This is a genomic window from Agriterribacter sp., from assembly GCF_035445465.1.
GTDB lineage: Bacteria > Bacteroidota > Bacteroidia > Chitinophagales > Chitinophagaceae > Agriterribacter.
This window is the reverse complement of sequence record NZ_DAOMQT010000013.1, coordinates 56,993-73,755: the sequence shown is the minus strand read 5'-3', so window position 1 is coordinate 73,755 and position 16,763 is coordinate 56,993. Positions and strand designations below refer to the sequence as shown.

Sequence of the window (16,763 nt, the reverse complement as noted above, 5' to 3'; positions counted from 1 at the left end):
TTAAAATATGAGTATTGTTATGTTAACGAGCCTGGTCAGTTGCGATATCATCGACAACTCCCGTACAGTAAAAGCACTGATCAGTAAAACACTGACCAGCATTTTTACGTATTCCTGGCTTTTCAAAAAAGGTGACAGACCATAACTTTAATGTAAATCTTATTAAAGGTTTAGTTATAGCCCGGATTCTGTACTAAAGACTTATTGGATAAATCTATTTGTTGTTGCGGTATGGGCCTTAAATTATCCCTGTCAGAAAATGTTCGTGTTTTTGAAACCATGCCATTAGCACCCAGCACGGGGCCATTCATTACAGCGTTTGCAATACCCCATCTTGTAATATCATACCAACGCAGGCCTTCCATAGCGAGTTCTACCCTGCGCTCATTACGCACAATCTTAAGCAGATCAGCTTGTACCAACGTAGTGATCTCAGGGTAAGCAGCCACATTTGTAACGTCTACGCCATAGGCACGGGCCCTGACCTGGTTGATGGCATCCAATACAGAATTATCTATTTTATTGTCTTCTATCTTCGCTTCGGCATATGTTAACAGCACTTCGGCATATCGTATAATCACATTTTCAGATCCGGCATCGGCGCCCAGAAATTTTTTTATTCCATAATCTGTAGAGGATCCAACACCGGTGACCACTGTAAAATCAAAACGAGGATCTCTATTTGCATATGGGGCCGCAGGATTTGCAGATATTAGTTGATCTGTATTCTTATCATAAGTGTCGTATGCGTCAACAAGCGCTTGTGTTGGAGATACAAGGTTTCCTTCTCCCCATACCTGCCAAAAGGCAATCAAAGCAGGCTTTTCGTTTGGGCGCTGTGTGGCATCATATTTCCATGATGCCAAAACTTCTTTATTTTCTTCTGTTAAAAATTGTTTTATATAACCATCCCCGGATGTTGTTTGAAAGAGGCCATGAACACCCAGGTCCATTACCTCCTTTGCTGCCGCGGCAGCTTCTGTCCATCTTTTGCCGTACAATAATGTCCTGGCTTTCAAGGATAGTCCGGCTCCTTTTTTGATCCTGCCTTTTTCGGGTGTTAGTGCGAGGTCGGGTATGGCTTCATCCAGGTCTTTTAAAATAAAATTCCGTACTTCATCCGGTGTGTTTTTCGGAATAGAGAGCTCAGTTGTTTCCAACGGCTTATCTACAATAGGCACACCTCCCCAGTTATTGAGCAACAACAGGTATTCATAAGCCCTTATAAATTTTACTTCTGCTGTAAGGCGTTTGCGTACTGCTTCGTCCATAATTGGTTTATCAATGTTTGTCAGAAAAATATTTGCTTTGCGTATCACTCCATACAAAGCAATCCAATAGCTATTAATGGTAGGATCCTGTGTTGATATATTGCCCGACCAGGTATTGTACCAGAACCCGTTCCAAAAATTAGAAGTAGTTGCATCATCACTCCAGGCATCTCCAAGGAATAATGCCCTCCCGGGTACGTTATTTATTCCATCGTCAAAAGGAAAACTCCAGTAACTGTACACGCCTGCGGCGGCGGCATTGGCATCTGCTTCATTTCTCCAGAAAGTAGCATCCGATACTTTGTCGCGCGGGACAACATCGAGAAAACTTTTTTTACAGGACAGGAGAAATGATATAAATATAATAGAAGCTAATATTTTTTTCATACAATGCATTATTAAAAGGTGAGCGTTAAACCTGCCAATACTCTTTTGGTAGTGGGATAGTTGGCAGTATTTCCAAAAAACGATACGGGGTCATCCGACGACACATCTTCAGGGTCAAAGCCATAGTCGAACGATGTAATAGTAATGAGGTTTTCAGCACTTACAAATATGCGTGCTTTGATAACCTTTAGTTTGCCCAGTATTTTTGGATTAAGTGAATAGCCTAATTGTATATTTCGCATTTTTAAATAAGCGCCATTCCGCAGCCAATAAGAACTGGGTGTATAGTTGCTCGCATTATTAAAACTGGCTCTTGGAAATTTCGCATCCGTATTAGTGGTAGTCCAACTGTCCATCTGATATTGTAGTGGAGAAGCCCCAAACCAGAATGGTTGAATAAACCTTCCTGCACCCATTATTTTCCTGTCTGCCACACCCTGCCATACCATTGAAAAGTCGAATCCTTTATAGTCAGCGCCTAATGAAAAGCCGTAAGTAATGCCAGGAAAGCCGGCGCCAAGATTCTCTCGGTCTTCTGCATCAACTTTATTGTCTTTATTAAGATCGGCATATTTGATATCGCCAGGTTTTGGCGTGGCACCCAGAGAAACTTGGCTGGCATGGTTGTCGATATCCTGTTGTGATTGAAAAAGGCCCAATGCCCGATACCCAAAAATATTCTGTAATGGATCTCCCACGCTAAAACCGGGCCTGTCCGTTCCGGCAAGGTTCGTGATCTCGTTTTTTACTTTGCTAAAATTGGCACGAACATAATAGTTTACTTTGCCTACCCGGTCTTTAAATCCCGCATCAATTTCAAACCCGGTATTCTTCACAGCGCCTGCATTGATCACCGGACCTGCCGCACCCAGTATGCCAGGCTGATCTATCCGCATCAGTATGTCGTCCGTATTTTTTTCAAAATAATCTGCGCTGAGGGTAAACCGGTTATTTAACAATCCCAGGTCAATGCCAATATTCTTGGCTAAAGTTTTTTCCCAGGTCAATATTTGATTAGCCAGTGCACTTTCAATAATAGCCGGCTGTTGTTGTCCGCCGAACAAATAAAAGCCGCTAACGCCATAGGTAGGGAGGTATACATAATCTCCTACTTCCTGATTCCCCAGCTTACCCCACGATGCCCTGAGTTTGAGTTCCGAAACAGATGCTATACGAAAAAAGTTTTCTTTGGACACTCTCCATCCCAGTGATACGGAAGGAAAATAATCGTACCTGAACTCAGGGGCGAACCTTGAGGAGCCATCATATCTTATGTTAGCTTCCATCAGGTAACGGCTATCGTAACTGTAATTGATTCTTCCAAACACGGATCGCAGCCTGAACTCGGTAGTATTGCCGGCTGCACCGTCATTATTGATGTCGGTTGCCGCATTGATCTGGTCCAACTGATCGGATAATAATTTCCTCCGGTACAGGTTGGAGAACTCTGCCCGCTTCTGCCTTTGTTCAAGCCCGGCAAGGCCGGTAATGCTGTGCCTACCAAATGTTTTATCGTAATTGAGAAGCAACTGGTAATTCAGTTCAGTATTATTAAAATAACCTCTTGATACATTGTCAACTGCCGGTGATCCTTTTTGAAGATTGACAGTAGTTGAACTGGGGTTATCGGCTATAACACCTGTAGCAGGATCAATACGGTATAGGTCTACGCCTCTGAGAATACCATCAGTTTTATTGAAATCCTGCAATACAGAAGCGATTCCTTTTACAGATAATGATGGGATGACCTGATATTCAGCAAAACCTGTACCGATCAGGCGTACATCATTTGTTTTAGAGTAACCCATCGCATCCGAACTATATGCAAGCGCATTGTGTTCTCTTCCCGACCAGGCAGGATTGGCCCAGCGTCCATCAGGAAACTGCAGTGCATCGTTGGCCCATTCCCTGAAAGCTATATGTGTGATCCAGTTGATACCTGCACCTGGATCCTTAATCTGGTTAAGTGTTCCTGCGATATTCACACCTATATTCAGTTTTGAGGTAGCTTTATAATCGAGATTGGTACGCAAAGTGTATTTTTTCAAACCTGTTTGGTTGATGATACCACCTTCGTATATGTGCCCCAGTGATACGTTATATGTCCCGCGTTCCGAACCGCCGGATACAGACAGATTATCGGAATTCCAGAGTCCTTTTTTGAAGAGCAAACCAATAAGGTCAATATTCGCATGTGTAAGCGGGCTGCTGCCATCACCAAACTTCCGGAGATCGTCATCTGTAAATAACCGGGGCGTGCCGTCATTATCACTGGCCTGGTTATGTAGTTCGGCCAGTTCAACTGCATTCGCTTTTTGGGGTAGCCGGATGAACTGCGTATAGCCGGTTTGATGAGAGAAACTGGTTTTAGGTTTGCTATTCCTGCTTCCCCGCTTAGTGGTGATGAGTATAACGCCATTGGCTGCCCGAACGCCATAAATCGAAGCCGAAGCAGCATCTTTCAAAACAGAAATACTGGCTACATCCTGTGGGTTGATATCGGTGATGGATCCTGTAGGGATGCCGTCTACAATGATCAGCGGGTCAGTACTATTGAAACTGCCAATACCACGAACATTTAAAAGACCTGTGTTCCTGCCGGGATTACCGCCATTCTGCACAACTGTTAAACCAGGCGCCTGGCCTGTGAGTATTGCCGAAATATCGGAAGCTGCCCTGTTTTCTATTTGTTTAGCATCAACAGACGATACCGCTCCGGTAAGATTTACTTTTTTTTGGGCGCCGTATCCAACCATTACTATTTCCTGTTGCTGTGCAGTTTCCTGATTTAATATTAGCTCCACTGATGATAAATTCGCAACGTTAATTTCTTTTGTTTCCATACCCACAAAAGAAAAGATCAATATCTTTAATGAATTTTCCGGCACTTCAATTTCGAATGCTCCATTTGAGTTGGTAGATGTGCCGACTGAACTCCCTTTCAGCATAACAGATACACCTTCTAATGGTCTGCCCCCACTGTCAGTGATCCTGCCTGAGACCTTCTTGTTTACTGGTGGCAAAGCAACTTTTGTTTCTCCGGTAACCTTTAGACTGGGCATGAATTTAGTAATGAAAATGACTTTGCCCTGGATGTTATAGCCGAGTCCCTGATCTTTCAGCAATTCTTCCAGGGCAGTTTCCAAGGGAATGCTTTTGAAAGATACGGAAACAGCGTGTGTACCGGTAAGATCATCGCCCCGGTAAAAAAACACATAGCCGGTTTGCTTTTTAATGACTGTAAATACCTGTTTCAAAGGTACCGACCGGGCTTCGTAAGTAACCGTCTGTGCATGGGATTTGGCAGACACCTGCAGTACGGAAACCAGTAATAAAAAGGTAGTTAGTTTCATGACTAACAGCGTTTTGGTAAGGGATACCCCCGCTTTTCTCTTACAAAAAACGATAGGGTTGTAAAGAGCTTTAATTTGCATACTTTTGCATTGTTTGGGTTAAATAATAAACAGTTTTGCCTGTTAACAATTAGCCTGAATAAAGCCGGGGAAGGGTTCCAAACTTGTCCCGGTTTTTTATTGTCTGCTTCGTATTTTTCTTACATTATTTCAATTTAATTTTTATTCAGAAGGATAATTACTTTATTACTTCCTTCCATTTTAAAATGGATACGGGTACTACTACCAAGTCCGTTCAACAATTGCGATAAGCTGAGGTCCTTTAATATCTCTCCCTGAAATCTTATATCAGGGACTTCTCCGGAATACTCAATTTCTATGTCATACCATCTTGATAACTGCCGCATTACAGCCGGAAGGTCGGCATTGTCAAAACTGAACAAACCATTTTTCCAGGCCATTACTGTTTCCAGATCAGCATTGCTTATCACCCTGAGTGAAGCCGAAGGGTTACTGCCGGTTGCAACCCGGGCTTGTTGTCCTGGCTTCAATAATCCTTCATTAATTCCGTTGCTTACTTTCACAGCACCTTCTAATAAGGTTATTTTGATATCGCTTTCATCTTCGTAAGCATTCACGTTGAAATGAGTGCCGAACACCTGTACATGCATATCACCTTTACTAACAAAAAATGGTTTTGTTGCATCATGCGCTACTTCAAAGTAGGCTTCGCCTGTTATTTCAACCTTTCTTTCATTCCCAATAAATGCGATAGGATAAGTAACAGATGAACCGGCATTCAGCCATACATGCGAACCATCAGCCAACTGCATATCTATTACTTTACTGCCTCTTGGGTTAGTAAGTGTGTTGTAAACAATTTCGTCTGCATTGCCTCCATAGACAATTTTTCCATTGGCAGTTTTGGTAACAGTTACATCCGATTGCTGCGCCAGCATACCACTGGTTACGCTGTCAATGGCAACCGTTCTACCGTCTGCAAGGGTGATAATGGCCCTAGTGTATTTAGGGGCTTCTACATCCTTAGGGGATGTGGTTACTATCTCAGATGGTTTTTCAATCTTGTTGAATAAAAGAAAATAGCTGCTCACGCCAACAGCCAGCACGATGGAGGCGGCAGCGGCATATTTCCAAAAACCCATTCTCCGAACGCTGGGTTGTGTTTCGGCCGCTATAATGTTTTGGAAAATAAGATCGGCCTGCTCATGATCCTGATTGTGCAGTAAAAATTTGCCGTTAAAGGTGACTTCGATCTGTTTTTTTAGTTCCTGGTCGTTTTGCGCTTCGCTGATGTATTGAAACAGCTCCTCCCTTTCCTGCCGGGTGCAGGTTTTATCCAGGTATTGCTGAAAAAGGTAGGTTAATCTGTCGCTTTGTTGCATAGCTCAATCATTTTTCCGTTGGCTGCCCGTAGTAAATTGATCAAAATTTAACCCGAAGGTTGGACAACATATAGTAGGAGTTCAAAAAAGGAAGGTGGTATTACAAGACGGGAAAATATTTTTTCAGGGCTGTTTTCCTGAAAGGAGGATGACCAGAAGGGAAAGGGCAGTATCGGTATGAGTGCCCAGGTAATCCCTGATGCTGTTCAAAGCGCGGTTCAGATGAACCTTTACAGTGTTTTTTGAAATTTGTAGCTGGCTGGCAATTTCGTCCTGCTTCATTCCCTGGCTGCGGAGTTGGAAAACCAGCTTTTGCTGATCAGGAAGCCGGGCAAGAGCCTGTTGCAGGAGGGCATCATTTTCCCGGTCAAGGACGAAATACTCGGTTTCATGGATGGCCTCCCTTCGAGTGATGTATAGCTGCCGAAGGGCAACGGATTCCTGCGCTTTTCTTTTAATGGCATTGAAAAAAACGTTCCGGGCAATAGCATGAAGCCAAGCGTTAAACTGCTGAACTTCCGGCAATTTTTGCCTGTTTTGCCACAATTTCAGAAATACCTCCTGCACCACTTCGGCCGCTTTGTCCTCCGATTCAGTCAGGTTCAGGGCATAGGAATAAATGCGCCTGGTGTAATGGTCATACACCTGCCGGAAGGCCAATTCATCGCCTTCGGCAACCCGGTGCAGCAGAGCTGTTTCATGATATGTGTTTGTGTTTGACAATGACTACTAATCTCTGATTTCGTTCTTCCAAATTTAATAGAAAAACCATAATTCCTTTACATAGTTTCTGAACATAAGACTATTTCGGGGTAGGCAAAGCCGTATTGCAGGGTGAATACCATCATGTTTGAAAGAAAAATGATCCCTCAATCATCACCAATGCTGCGCCAAAGATTGGATTATCATCCTGAAATTACAATCAAATTTGGGATTTCAGATATTACACAGGAAATTTGAATCCATTCTTTAAGCATGTCGCTCATATTATTTGACACTCCGCACAGGAACCTGTTGCATCCTTTTACAGGCATCCGCGCTATAGCCGATATCCGCGCGGGTATATTTACCATCAGGGAAAGATGGGAAAAGCTGACGGGCCAAAAAGTATATGTTCTTACAGCGCCCTATTTGCAGGCAGCATATCCCCATCCTCCGGCCGGAGAAAAGATATTGATCAACGCCGCTGTAATTGCAGATAATAGCCTGGTAGCCCAAATCATGAATTTACAGGTGAACGAAGCTATTGTTAAGGATGGAGCGGTTATTGCCGCGGTTTCGCCTGCCAATGAAGACTGGAGCATACATACAATTGTTCCGGGAAAATTTAAAAAATGCATCCCCTGCGATCTTATCCTGAAAAAAATAATATATCCCTGGCATATCTTTCAATGGAATGACGATTTGATCCGGGGCGATTTCGCTTTAATAACCGCTGAGAGGCTACATCAGTCCGCTGCAAATATTTATGGATGGACGGCGCCGGAGCATATTTTTATTGAAGACGGAGTAGCCATATCGCATTGCTTCATTAATGCATCGGAAGGACCTGTTTACCTGGGAAAGCATGCCGTTATTATGGAGGGGTGTATGATACGGGGGCCTTTTGCCATGGGAGCGGGAAGCGTATTAAAAATGGGTACTAAAGTATACGGCGCAACCACCCTCGGACCTTATTGTACTGCCGGTGGTGAAATTAAAAACAGTGTAATGATGGGTTACAGCAATAAGGCCCATGATGGTTATTTGGGCGACTCGGTAATAGGGGAGTGGTGCAACCTTGGCGCAGGCACATCCAATTCTAATGTAAGGAACGATGCTGCTGTTGTATATAGCAATAAGGGGCAAAGCGATAGTGTGCCTGTTGGCTTAAAATGTGGATTATTAATGGGTGATTATAGCCGCAGCGCTATTAATACTTCGTTTAATACCGGTACTTTTGCAGGAATAGCCACTAATATATTTGGACAGGGATTTGCTCCAAAGCACCTGCCCGATTTTACCTGGGGTTATACGCAGCGCTATATCTTTGATAAAGCCATTGAACATATTGCTAACTGGAAAAAATTAAAGCAGCACGATTTAACACAGGGTGATATACAAATACTTGACCATCTTTATAAACAAACCATACCATGAGACAACAGATAGCAGCAGCCAACTGGAAAATGAATTTAACGCTTGATCAGGCAACGCATTTACTTGACGAAATATTAAAAGCGCCACACGATTTGCAGGCGCATCAAAAAGTTGTTTTTGCAGTTCCCTTTCCTTACCTGCTGCTGGCACAGGATAAAATATCGGGAAAACTGAATTTTTTTACTGCGGCACAAAACTGCTATACCAAAAGCAGCGGTGCGTATACCGGCGAAACATCGGCGGAAATGCTGCAATCCATCGGTGTGGAATACGTGGTACTGGGACACTCGGAAAGGCGCGAATATTTTGGTGAATCCAATGCCATGCTCGAAGAAAAAGCGGGTATGGCATTAACGTATGGCTTAACACCTATCTTTTGTTGCGGCGAAGCATTGCAGGTGAGGGAGTCGGGCGCCCAGAACGATTACGTGGAAAAGCAATTAAAGGAAAGTTTGTTTAATCTTTCTGAAGAGCAGATACAGAAAATGGTAATTGCCTACGAACCAATATGGGCTATAGGTACTGGTAAAACAGCTACGGCCGCACAGGCCCAGGAAATGCATGCGCACCTGCGTAATGTACTTGCCAGGCAGTATGGCGATACCGTTGCCGGTGAAGTTCCCATTTTATATGGCGGCAGTGTAAAGGGCAGCAATGCGAAAGAGCTTTTTGCACAGCCCGATGTGGATGGCGGTTTGGTAGGCGGAGCATCGTTAATTGCTGCGGATTTTGGGCAGATCATTGATGCGTTGAAATAGACGGAATATAGGTATCGTTTTTAGCAGTATTTTCTATGATTGGTGAATCCGGATTAAATACATGATATTCCAGCGCCTTATATACCAAAGTATATTGTGGAGAGGAATATATTTTGTTTCGGTCCTAGGATTAAATATAATGATTGCCCGCTATTATGAAGCTGCAGATAGCGGGCTCATTTATTTTATTACTAATAGCCTGGCCTTAGTTGTTACGATTAGCAGCCTGAGCCTGGAATCGGGCATTGCTTATTATATTGCTTCTGGAAAAACGGAATCATTCGTGCTTTCCAATTTTGCCATAGCCTGGTCGGTGATCTCCACAACTTTGATCTGTCTGATACTGAAAATATTAATATTTTCAGAAGCCATCCCTCCATCTCACAGCCCCTATTATTTTGAAACGATCTGTTATATCGGAGGTTGTGTTCTGATTAATTTTTTTACTGCGATTTTTTATGCAGAAAGGGATTTTTTTACGCCTAACATCATTATGACGTTAGTCAATTTTCTATTGATATTACTTATGCCATTTAGTGAAGGATACTGGATTGATCAGAATCAATATACAACCATCTACTTTTTGGGATTTTTAATGCAGGGTATTTTGGTAGGGGGCTATTTTGTGTTGCGGAAGCGGAAAAGATGGAAAATAGTATTTCCTTCGAAGAAAACCCTACTACCTGTATTCCGGTATGCACTTAAGGCCTTTGGAGCCAACCTCCTTTTTTTTCTTCTATACAGGATTGATTACTGGTTTGTTGAAAGGTACTGTTCTGCCGATGATCTGGGCAACTATATACAAGTGTCTAAATTAGTACATATGTTCCTTGTGATACCGGCAATAATGGCCAGTGCAATATTTCCAATTTCTGCAGGAAACAACAAGGAATCAGCGAAGAAATCTGTACTATTTCTTTCCAGGGTGATTACCAGTTCCTATATTTTCATTTCGCTCATTTTAATATCTATTGGATATTGGATTTTCCCTTTGCTGTATGGAAATACTTTTGACAATATGTACATTCCCTATCTTTTACTTATTCCTGGTATCTTTTTTCTTAGTATATTAAATCTGCTTGGCGCTTATTTTGCCGGGCAAAACAGAGTAGTACTGAATATTATTTGTTCCGCACTTGGCCTTGCAGTAATAGTTGCCGGCGACATTATTTTTATTCCTGAAAAAGGTATAAAAGCAGCCGCATTGGTAAGCAGCATAGGATATTTTGTAAGTCTTGTATTTCTTATTCGTATGTTCACCCTCCAATATACTTTAAGTTGGAAGGAATTGCTGGTGTTGCAGAAAAGAGATATCCAAACAATCAAAACCTGGCTTATTCATAAGTTTCATTAACTACAGTTCAATATGAAATCGTTAAACAAACTCAGATGGGCTAACCTGTTTGCCGGCTTACTCTGGCTAAGAAGATCATTGAAGCACAGGATAACACCGGCGGCGGATAGCATTTTACCATCTCCCATTGCACTTGTAAATCGGATTGATTACATTTTGCAATATTGTTCAGGTAAAACGGTTTTGCATTTCGGATTTACAGACTGTCCTTACACTCAGGAAAAAATTAATACCGGGGAACTTTTACATCTACAGCTCAAAAAAGTTACTAAAACCCTTTTTGGCATTGACAACCAGGAAGCATCTTTAAATACGTATATTCAAATTACAGGCGATAGCCGGGTTGGTAAAGGGGATATTTTAGACAAAGAATCACTAAAAATAATTGATCAATCATTTGATATTGTATTATTAGGTGAAATCCTTGAGCATCTTAAGGATCCGCATCAGGCTATAGAAAATCTATACAATATATTTCCTCCTGCTACTATTTTTCTGGTTACCGTACCAAACTATACGTCATTAAACGCCATTGCCGGAAGCCTTCACGGTAAGGAAATGATTCACCCGGATCATTACTGGTATTTTTCGCCGGTTACCCTTTTGCGTTTATTTCCGGATGACAAATTTGAAATAGATAATATTATGTCTGGTATGTACTTTCAAAAAGATAAGCGGATTAATTTTATTTTGCAAAGGTTCCCTTTACTTGGAGACTGCCTTATCGGCACTTTTAAACGAAAATAGTATGAAAGTACTTTGGCTCGTAAATTGGTATCCCAATAAATTTAATCCATTTGATGGTGATTTCATACAACGTCATGCAAAAGCTGTATCAAAATATTCAGCTATCACTGTTATACATATCGTACAATACGGTCCCCAAATTGAAGTTCTCCGGAAAAAGGTTGAAATAAAAGAAGCTGAAAATGTAAAAGAATACATCATATATTTTGCATTTAAAAGAACAGGTATTCCGCTGCTTGATAAAATAATATATAATGGAAAATATTATTTAACATACAGGAGGTTCATCCGGAATCATTTTAAAGAAGCTGGTCTCCCTGATCTTGTACACGTCCACGTTCCAATGAAATCCGGGGTGATTGCAAAATGGATAAAAAAGAAATGGAGTATACCGTACATCATTTCGGAACATTCCTCCGCTTACTATAAACTCATTCCAGACAATTATTTTAACCGTAGCGCTTATTACCGGCATACGGTGTCCGGAATATTTAAACATGCCGCTAAAGTTACAACAGTATCAAAGGTACTCGGTAAGCGGCTACAGGAAATTTTCAGACTTCCATCTCTCCTTGTTATTCATAATGTAGTTGATACAAATGTTTTCTTCCCAGGGGAAAACCAGTCCCCGGTATTCCGGTTCTTTCACGCGTCAACTATGAATCATCCCAAAAATGTTGAAGGAATTTTAAATGTATTGGCCAAGCTAAAATCTCAACGTGTCAATTGGGAATGTATCCTGGCCGGGTGGGAAACCCCTCAATTAAGGCAACTGGCAGCTTCGCTGGGACTTGATAAAATGGTCAGGTGGACGGGCATCCTGTCTCATGAGCAGGTGGCAATGGAGATGCAATATGCTCACGCCTTAGTTATGTTTAGCAGGTATGAGAATTTTCCCTGTGTAATCATTGAAGCATTGTGTTGCGGATTACCGGTAATTGCTACAAATGTTGGGGGTATCCCGGAAGCTGTTAATGATTCAAACGGATGGCTTGTTCAATCTGAGAATGAAGGAGAACTGCTTGAAGCAATGATCCGGATGATAGATAATTATGATTCATTTAATCGCTATGAGATTGCAAAAGACGCGGAAAAGAAATACAATTATAGCGTAATTGGCAAACAATTTTATAGCCTGTACCAGCAAGTGCTCACTCAAACAATTCCATCCGCGTTTTAGGCCGGCGGGCTTCTTCCCATTTAAAGTTTCTAAACCTGCGTCTCTCTTCCGGCACCTGCGTTACCGGGTAAAATCCCCCTTTCACCTGGTAAAGCCATGTAATTTTATCGAGCTCCTTTTGTATAAAATACAGGTTAATCAAATCTGCCTGTGCATAATTGGCGCCTGTATAGGCGCTGTCGTTATCCTGCAAATAATACAGGCTTTCGGCGCTGCCTTTAGCCACAATGTGGTCTATGTCGCCGTCTTTAAAAAAACCGTTGATCACATTTCCCTTCAACTGGTTATAAAAGCTATCATTACTCCTGCTGATGCTGAAAGCATTTTCAAGCACTTCAATATGATCCGGCTTCTTGTTCCTGGTATACAGGTAAATGGTATCTCCCGTAATCTGGCTTTCTTTTGCCCACACAATCGGATCTATGTATAGCCTGAAAATAGAATCTCTTCCCGAAAAGAACATACTGTCGCAAACCGCCTGCATGGAATCGGAAAATATCCGTACATGACGAAATGCCTGGAAAAAACGCACACTGTCTATCCTGTCAATATCCTGCACCTGTACTCCTTTAACCGTATCTGCTTCTGCTCCGGGTAGTGTTTTTGCACGAATTGCCAGGCTATCGCTGCCATCCCCGGGGAGCGAATCTTTAACCAGCGGCGGCAGTAGTATGGAATCTGTTGAGGTAACGACCGGAATATTTACAGGATCATTTGCTACTATTTGCTGCTTGGCTATGAGAGTATCGGCGTGTGGCTGGCTTGCAGTGTCTTTTGCCTGTAAGGGCTTATTCCTGTTCAACAAAGGAGGTTTATTTGATACGTCAGCGCGGAGTGGTCTTTCTAACAGCTTCATCGAGGTATTCCGGCCGGGTTCAGGAAGCACCGTACTGTCCTGTTGCGGAAAAAGAGCAGACTGGTCAGGCTGGGAGTTTAAAGAACCGTCAGATACGCTGCTGTCTTTCACATATAAAGTATCCATTTTAATACCCGAATACAGCGAATCGCCGGTAATAAATATGGAGTCATTATCCTGTTTAATGATCATTACCGGTTTCCCCGTGGCGAGTACCGTTTTCGTATCCCGGTTAAAATCACTTTTTTCCGATAAAAGCGTTACGCCCTGCGTTGTATCAATGTATACAAAATTACCTTGCGCGTGTCCCTCGCCAGTAGTTTTGTCGAATTGAATATGATCAGCGGTAATGTATTGCGTGCTGTCTTCAATAACCGGGCGTTTGCCAAAGTTCGCGAATCCTTTGTTCATATCGTAATAACCATCGGATGTTCGTATAATGGATTTGCCATCATTAATGGTAGTAGGCGATACAAAAGTGGCAATTTGTGTTTCCGCATTATACAGAAGGGTATCCGTTGCCATGGTATATTCAGGATCTATGAGATGAACATTTTTTCTGAAATACGCATCTTTTGTATCTGCATAATAATAGCCTTCTTTACTGGTAAGGGTAGAGGTGGATGTTACAATTTTGCCGCCATCAAGGTAAATGCCTGTTTTGGTATTCAGGTCATATTCCAGCGCTTCTGTAGTAAGCGTTGCTTTTCCGTCGCTGAGCTTTACATTTTTCCGGAGATGTGCAATCCTGGTATTGCCATAATAAATAAGATATTGCGCATACACATTTACGCTGTCTGCATCATTAATATGAATATTGCCAAAAACCTCAATTACATTTTGCTGCTTATTCATAATAATACTATCGCCGTTGAAAAATGTATTTTCCTGGCGAAGCATGGCATTGCCTACTAATATTTGTAATTCAGTACTGTCTTTCTTTTCAAATTTTAGTACGTCGGAGCGGATGAGGTGTACTTCCCGGACACTGTCTTTAGTTTGCGCTGAAGATACAGGAGTAACGGCCGTTCCGGGTTTTTGCTGGCCCCATGCCAAATGGAAGATCAGCAAAAAAAATACGGATAATACAATCCTCATTCGTGTATTCATTTCCGTTTTTTATCTGTAGCGGGTACTGTAGTCAGCGAATCAGGCAAAGGCGTCATTAAAGGAGCTGATTTATCTTTTTTGCCAAATACCAGGCCGCCGGTATACCTGCGCGGATGTATCCTGAAGTCCTGTAATAAAATATTCAGGCTATTGGCTGTGGAATTGAGGTTAGTATATAATTTCTTATCGTTCATCAGCAGTCCTAACGTACCATCGTTGTTGTTTACTTTATGTAAAGTAGTGCTAAGCCCGGTAACTGCTGCATCTAATTTTGTTAAAGTCTGCTGTAATTCCAGTCCGGCAAGCTGGCCCGTAGTGTTTTTCAGATTAGCGAAAATCTCGGTAATGGTATCATTATTTTTTTTAAGATTTCCTGTAAAGGCGCTGGCATTAGACAAGGTTTGGGCCAATGCCCCGGTTTGTGTATTCAGTAAACTGTTCAGGTGAGCGGTGGATATGGCCAGGTTGGCAAAAATAGTTTGAAAATTATTTTGCGTGCGCGGGTCAAAAACGTTCCCGATTAATTTTAATACCGAATCAAGCGTTTGCAAAGAGGCATTTATTTTTACCATTGCCGGATCAAGGCTACTTTTAACCTGGTCGAGTAAACCCAGGGTAGTGTTGGAGGCAAGCGTATCGCCGTTTCTTACAAAAGCAGCATCATTTCCCAAATCTATATCCAAAGTAGTGTTGCCTAATAAGCTGCCTGAAATATGAACGATGGAATTTTTAGGAATATTGATGCTTTTGCTGAGATTTAAGGTAACCAGTATACCACTGAGGTTCTTATCCGTTTCCTGCATTTTATATACTTTACCTACCTGCAGGCCATTGATCATAACAGCATTGGAAACAGACAGTCCTTCTACGGAATGAAAAATAGTATATACTTTAAAACTTTTTTCAAAAATGGGTTTCCCTTTTAAAAAATTGAAGCCCAGAATAAGCAATGTAATAGCAATTGCTGTTAAAGCACCTACTTTGGTTTCATTAGAAATTTTCATCCCTTAATTTTTATTTTTGATCCTGATGCCGGATAAAACAAATTTGTTTTACATAATACAATTTGCCAGCCAAAAACCTCAGGATGAACGATAGCAACCCTTCACTTATTATTCAAAATCAACCCTTTCGTTGCAAAAATAGGATATTCAGGCAAAGCGCCGGCATATTGCTTTTGAAAGCTTAGGGATTTTGAGCTTCCGGAAACTTTGCGCCGGATGAAGAAATGGAAGACTGTTCTTTAGGTGCTTCTGCATTGGATATATCTGCAGCGTTTCTGAGGTTGTCCTGTAGATTTTTAAAATTCATTATAGCTTTTACAATAGCCGCCGACATTTCGTTCTGTCCTTTTTCACTGTTCAGGTAATCTTCTTCCTCCTTGTTAGTGATAAAACCTGTCTCTATCAGCACAGCAGGCATATTGGTGGCCTGCAATACCCATATTCCTTTTTCATTGCGCTGTAACACGCCATCGCTTTTACGTCCATTGTTTACAAATTCAGATTCAATCATGGAAGCCAGGCGAACGCTGTTCTTAAAATATTTTTGCACCCATAACCTGCTGGCAATGGCGCCTTCGGGTGTAGAGGGGTCGGGTACACCGGTCAGCTCTCCTTCCGATTCAAAACGTTCAGATACCGCATCGGCTTTATGCGTATCCCTGTCGGCAGCCCACACATAGGTTCCTGTGCCGGAGCGGGGGTTAGGTGTGGTCCATCTTTTATATACAGGTTCTTTTTTTGTATGCTTTTTTCTATTATTGCCTTTACCGGTATAATAAGTGCGGGTACGGTATCCTGTAACTTGTGAATGACGGATGGGGGGAGCGGCATTTACATGTATACAAACAAAGAGGTCGCCTTTATTTTCATTGGCAAAAGCTGCTTTTTCCCTTACAGGCTGGGTAATATCGCTGGTTCGCGTTTGAATTATTTTTGTTTCCGGCAATTCCTTCTCCAGCAATGCGCCTACTTTTAAAGCAAGTTGTAACGTTATCTGGGCTTCAGTAGAATAGCTTCCTTTAGCCCCCTGGTCTGCGCCTCCGTGCCCCGCATCTACAATAATCGTTTTAATACGGCTTTGGGTTTGCGAAAAACAAACCAGGGAAATAAAAAAAGAAAAAAGAAAAAAGGATGCAACGATGGTTTTTTTCTTCATGCCCTTGTTAAAATTTAATGGGGTTTAGTAATTCAGTTTCAATCT

12 protein-coding genes are annotated in these 16,763 nt (G+C 41.9%); 5 read left to right on the top strand and 7 right to left on the bottom strand.

The annotated features are described in order from the left end of the window. Nucleotides 1–170: 170 nt before the first annotated feature. The 4 genes from PLE34_RS09150 to PLE34_RS09135 all read right to left on the bottom strand — a co-directional run bounded on the left by PLE34_RS09150 (nucleotide 171) and on the right by PLE34_RS09135 (nucleotide 7,137). The gene (locus PLE34_RS09150; protein WP_324556088.1) at nucleotides 171–1,658 is read right to left on the bottom strand and encodes a RagB/SusD family nutrient uptake outer membrane protein; all 1,488 of its coding nucleotides are present in this window, start codon (nucleotides 1,656–1,658) and stop codon (nucleotides 171–173) included. Nucleotides 1,659–1,669: 11 nt separating this feature from the next. Beyond that, entirely contained in the window at nucleotides 1,670–5,011 is a 3,342-nt protein-coding gene (locus PLE34_RS09145) for a TonB-dependent receptor (protein ID WP_324556086.1), read from the bottom strand. Between the two features lie 215 nt (nucleotides 5,012–5,226). Further along, complete coding sequence (locus PLE34_RS09140; protein WP_324556084.1) at nucleotides 5,227–6,414, bottom strand: FecR family protein; 1,188 nt, start codon at nucleotides 6,412–6,414, stop codon at nucleotides 5,227–5,229. Nucleotides 6,415–6,537: 123 nt separating this feature from the next. Then, nucleotides 6,538–7,137 (bottom strand): RNA polymerase sigma factor, encoded by a 600-nt coding sequence (locus PLE34_RS09135; RefSeq protein ID WP_324556082.1) that lies wholly within the window; start codon nucleotides 7,135–7,137, stop codon nucleotides 6,538–6,540. Between the two features lie 252 nt (nucleotides 7,138–7,389). Here PLE34_RS09135 and PLE34_RS09130 point away from each other — a divergent pair, with 252 nt between their 5' ends. The 5 genes from PLE34_RS09130 (at nucleotide 7,390) to PLE34_RS09110 (ending at nucleotide 12,592) form a co-directional block, all read left to right on the top strand. After that, nucleotides 7,390–8,553, top strand: coding sequence for a putative sugar nucleotidyl transferase (locus tag PLE34_RS09130; RefSeq protein ID WP_324556080.1), 1,164 nt, complete (start codon nucleotides 7,390–7,392; stop codon nucleotides 8,551–8,553). Then, nucleotides 8,550–9,311: a triose-phosphate isomerase gene (gene tpiA / locus PLE34_RS09125; protein ID WP_324556077.1), complete on the top strand. Its 762-nt coding sequence runs from the start codon at nucleotides 8,550–8,552 to the stop codon at nucleotides 9,309–9,311. Before PLE34_RS09130 ends, tpiA begins: the two co-directional genes overlap by 4 nt. Nucleotides 9,312–9,450: 139 nt before the next feature. Then, nucleotides 9,451–10,665 carry an oligosaccharide flippase family protein gene (locus PLE34_RS09120; RefSeq protein WP_324556076.1) on the top strand — a complete coding sequence of 405 codons (1,215 nt, stop codon included), beginning with the start codon at nucleotides 9,451–9,453 and terminating at the stop codon, nucleotides 10,663–10,665. A 12-nt stretch (nucleotides 10,666–10,677) separates the two neighbouring features. Then, entirely contained in the window at nucleotides 10,678–11,412 is a 735-nt protein-coding gene (locus tag PLE34_RS09115; RefSeq protein WP_324556074.1) for a methyltransferase domain-containing protein, read from the top strand. 1 nt (nucleotide 11,413) lies between these two features. Beyond that, on the top strand, nucleotides 11,414–12,592 hold the full coding sequence (locus PLE34_RS09110; RefSeq protein WP_324556072.1) for a glycosyltransferase: 1,179 nt from the start codon (nucleotides 11,414–11,416) through the stop codon (nucleotides 12,590–12,592). Here PLE34_RS09110 and PLE34_RS09105 read toward each other — a convergent pair. From PLE34_RS09105 to PLE34_RS09095, 3 genes are all read right to left on the bottom strand, one after another. After that, complete coding sequence (locus tag PLE34_RS09105) at nucleotides 12,564–14,558, bottom strand: OstA-like protein (protein ID WP_324556070.1); 1,995 nt, start codon at nucleotides 14,556–14,558, stop codon at nucleotides 12,564–12,566. The genes PLE34_RS09110 and PLE34_RS09105 overlap by 29 nt on opposite strands. Further along, nucleotides 14,555–15,562 carry an MlaD family protein gene (locus tag PLE34_RS09100; protein WP_324556068.1) on the bottom strand — a complete coding sequence of 336 codons (1,008 nt, stop codon included), beginning with the start codon at nucleotides 15,560–15,562 and terminating at the stop codon, nucleotides 14,555–14,557. Before PLE34_RS09100 ends, PLE34_RS09105 begins: the two co-directional genes overlap by 4 nt. Nucleotides 15,563–15,743: 181 nt before the next feature. Beyond that, the gene (locus PLE34_RS09095) at nucleotides 15,744–16,718 is read right to left on the bottom strand and encodes an N-acetylmuramoyl-L-alanine amidase family protein (RefSeq protein ID WP_324556066.1); all 975 of its coding nucleotides are present in this window, start codon (nucleotides 16,716–16,718) and stop codon (nucleotides 15,744–15,746) included. Nucleotides 16,719–16,763: the final 45 nt, after the last annotated feature.

Excerpts from the sequence above, each read along its gene's own strand:
- PLE34_RS09100 (WP_324556068.1), bottom strand. The coding sequence starts at position 15,562 with ATGAAAATTTCTAATGAAACCAAAGTAGGTGCTTTAACAGCAATTGCT.
- PLE34_RS09140 (WP_324556084.1), bottom strand. The coding sequence starts at position 6,414 with ATGCAACAAAGCGACAGATTAACCTACCTTTTTCAGCAATACCTGGAT.
- PLE34_RS09105 (WP_324556070.1), bottom strand. The coding sequence starts at position 14,558 with ATGAATACACGAATGAGGATTGTATTATCCGTATTTTTTTTGCTGATC.
- PLE34_RS09150 (WP_324556088.1), bottom strand. The coding sequence starts at position 1,658 with ATGAAAAAAATATTAGCTTCTATTATATTTATATCATTTCTCCTGTCC.
- PLE34_RS09110 (WP_324556072.1), top strand. The coding sequence starts at position 11,414 with ATGAAAGTACTTTGGCTCGTAAATTGGTATCCCAATAAATTTAATCCA.
- PLE34_RS09130 (WP_324556080.1), top strand. The coding sequence starts at position 7,390 with ATGTCGCTCATATTATTTGACACTCCGCACAGGAACCTGTTGCATCCT.
- PLE34_RS09145 (WP_324556086.1), bottom strand. The coding sequence starts at position 5,011 with ATGAAACTAACTACCTTTTTATTACTGGTTTCCGTACTGCAGGTGTCT.
- PLE34_RS09095 (WP_324556066.1), bottom strand. The coding sequence starts at position 16,718 with ATGAAGAAAAAAACCATCGTTGCATCCTTTTTTCTTTTTTCTTTTTTT.
- tpiA (WP_324556077.1), top strand. The coding sequence starts at position 8,550 with ATGAGACAACAGATAGCAGCAGCCAACTGGAAAATGAATTTAACGCTT.
- PLE34_RS09120 (WP_324556076.1), top strand. The coding sequence starts at position 9,451 with ATGATTGCCCGCTATTATGAAGCTGCAGATAGCGGGCTCATTTATTTT.
- PLE34_RS09115 (WP_324556074.1), top strand. The coding sequence starts at position 10,678 with ATGAAATCGTTAAACAAACTCAGATGGGCTAACCTGTTTGCCGGCTTA.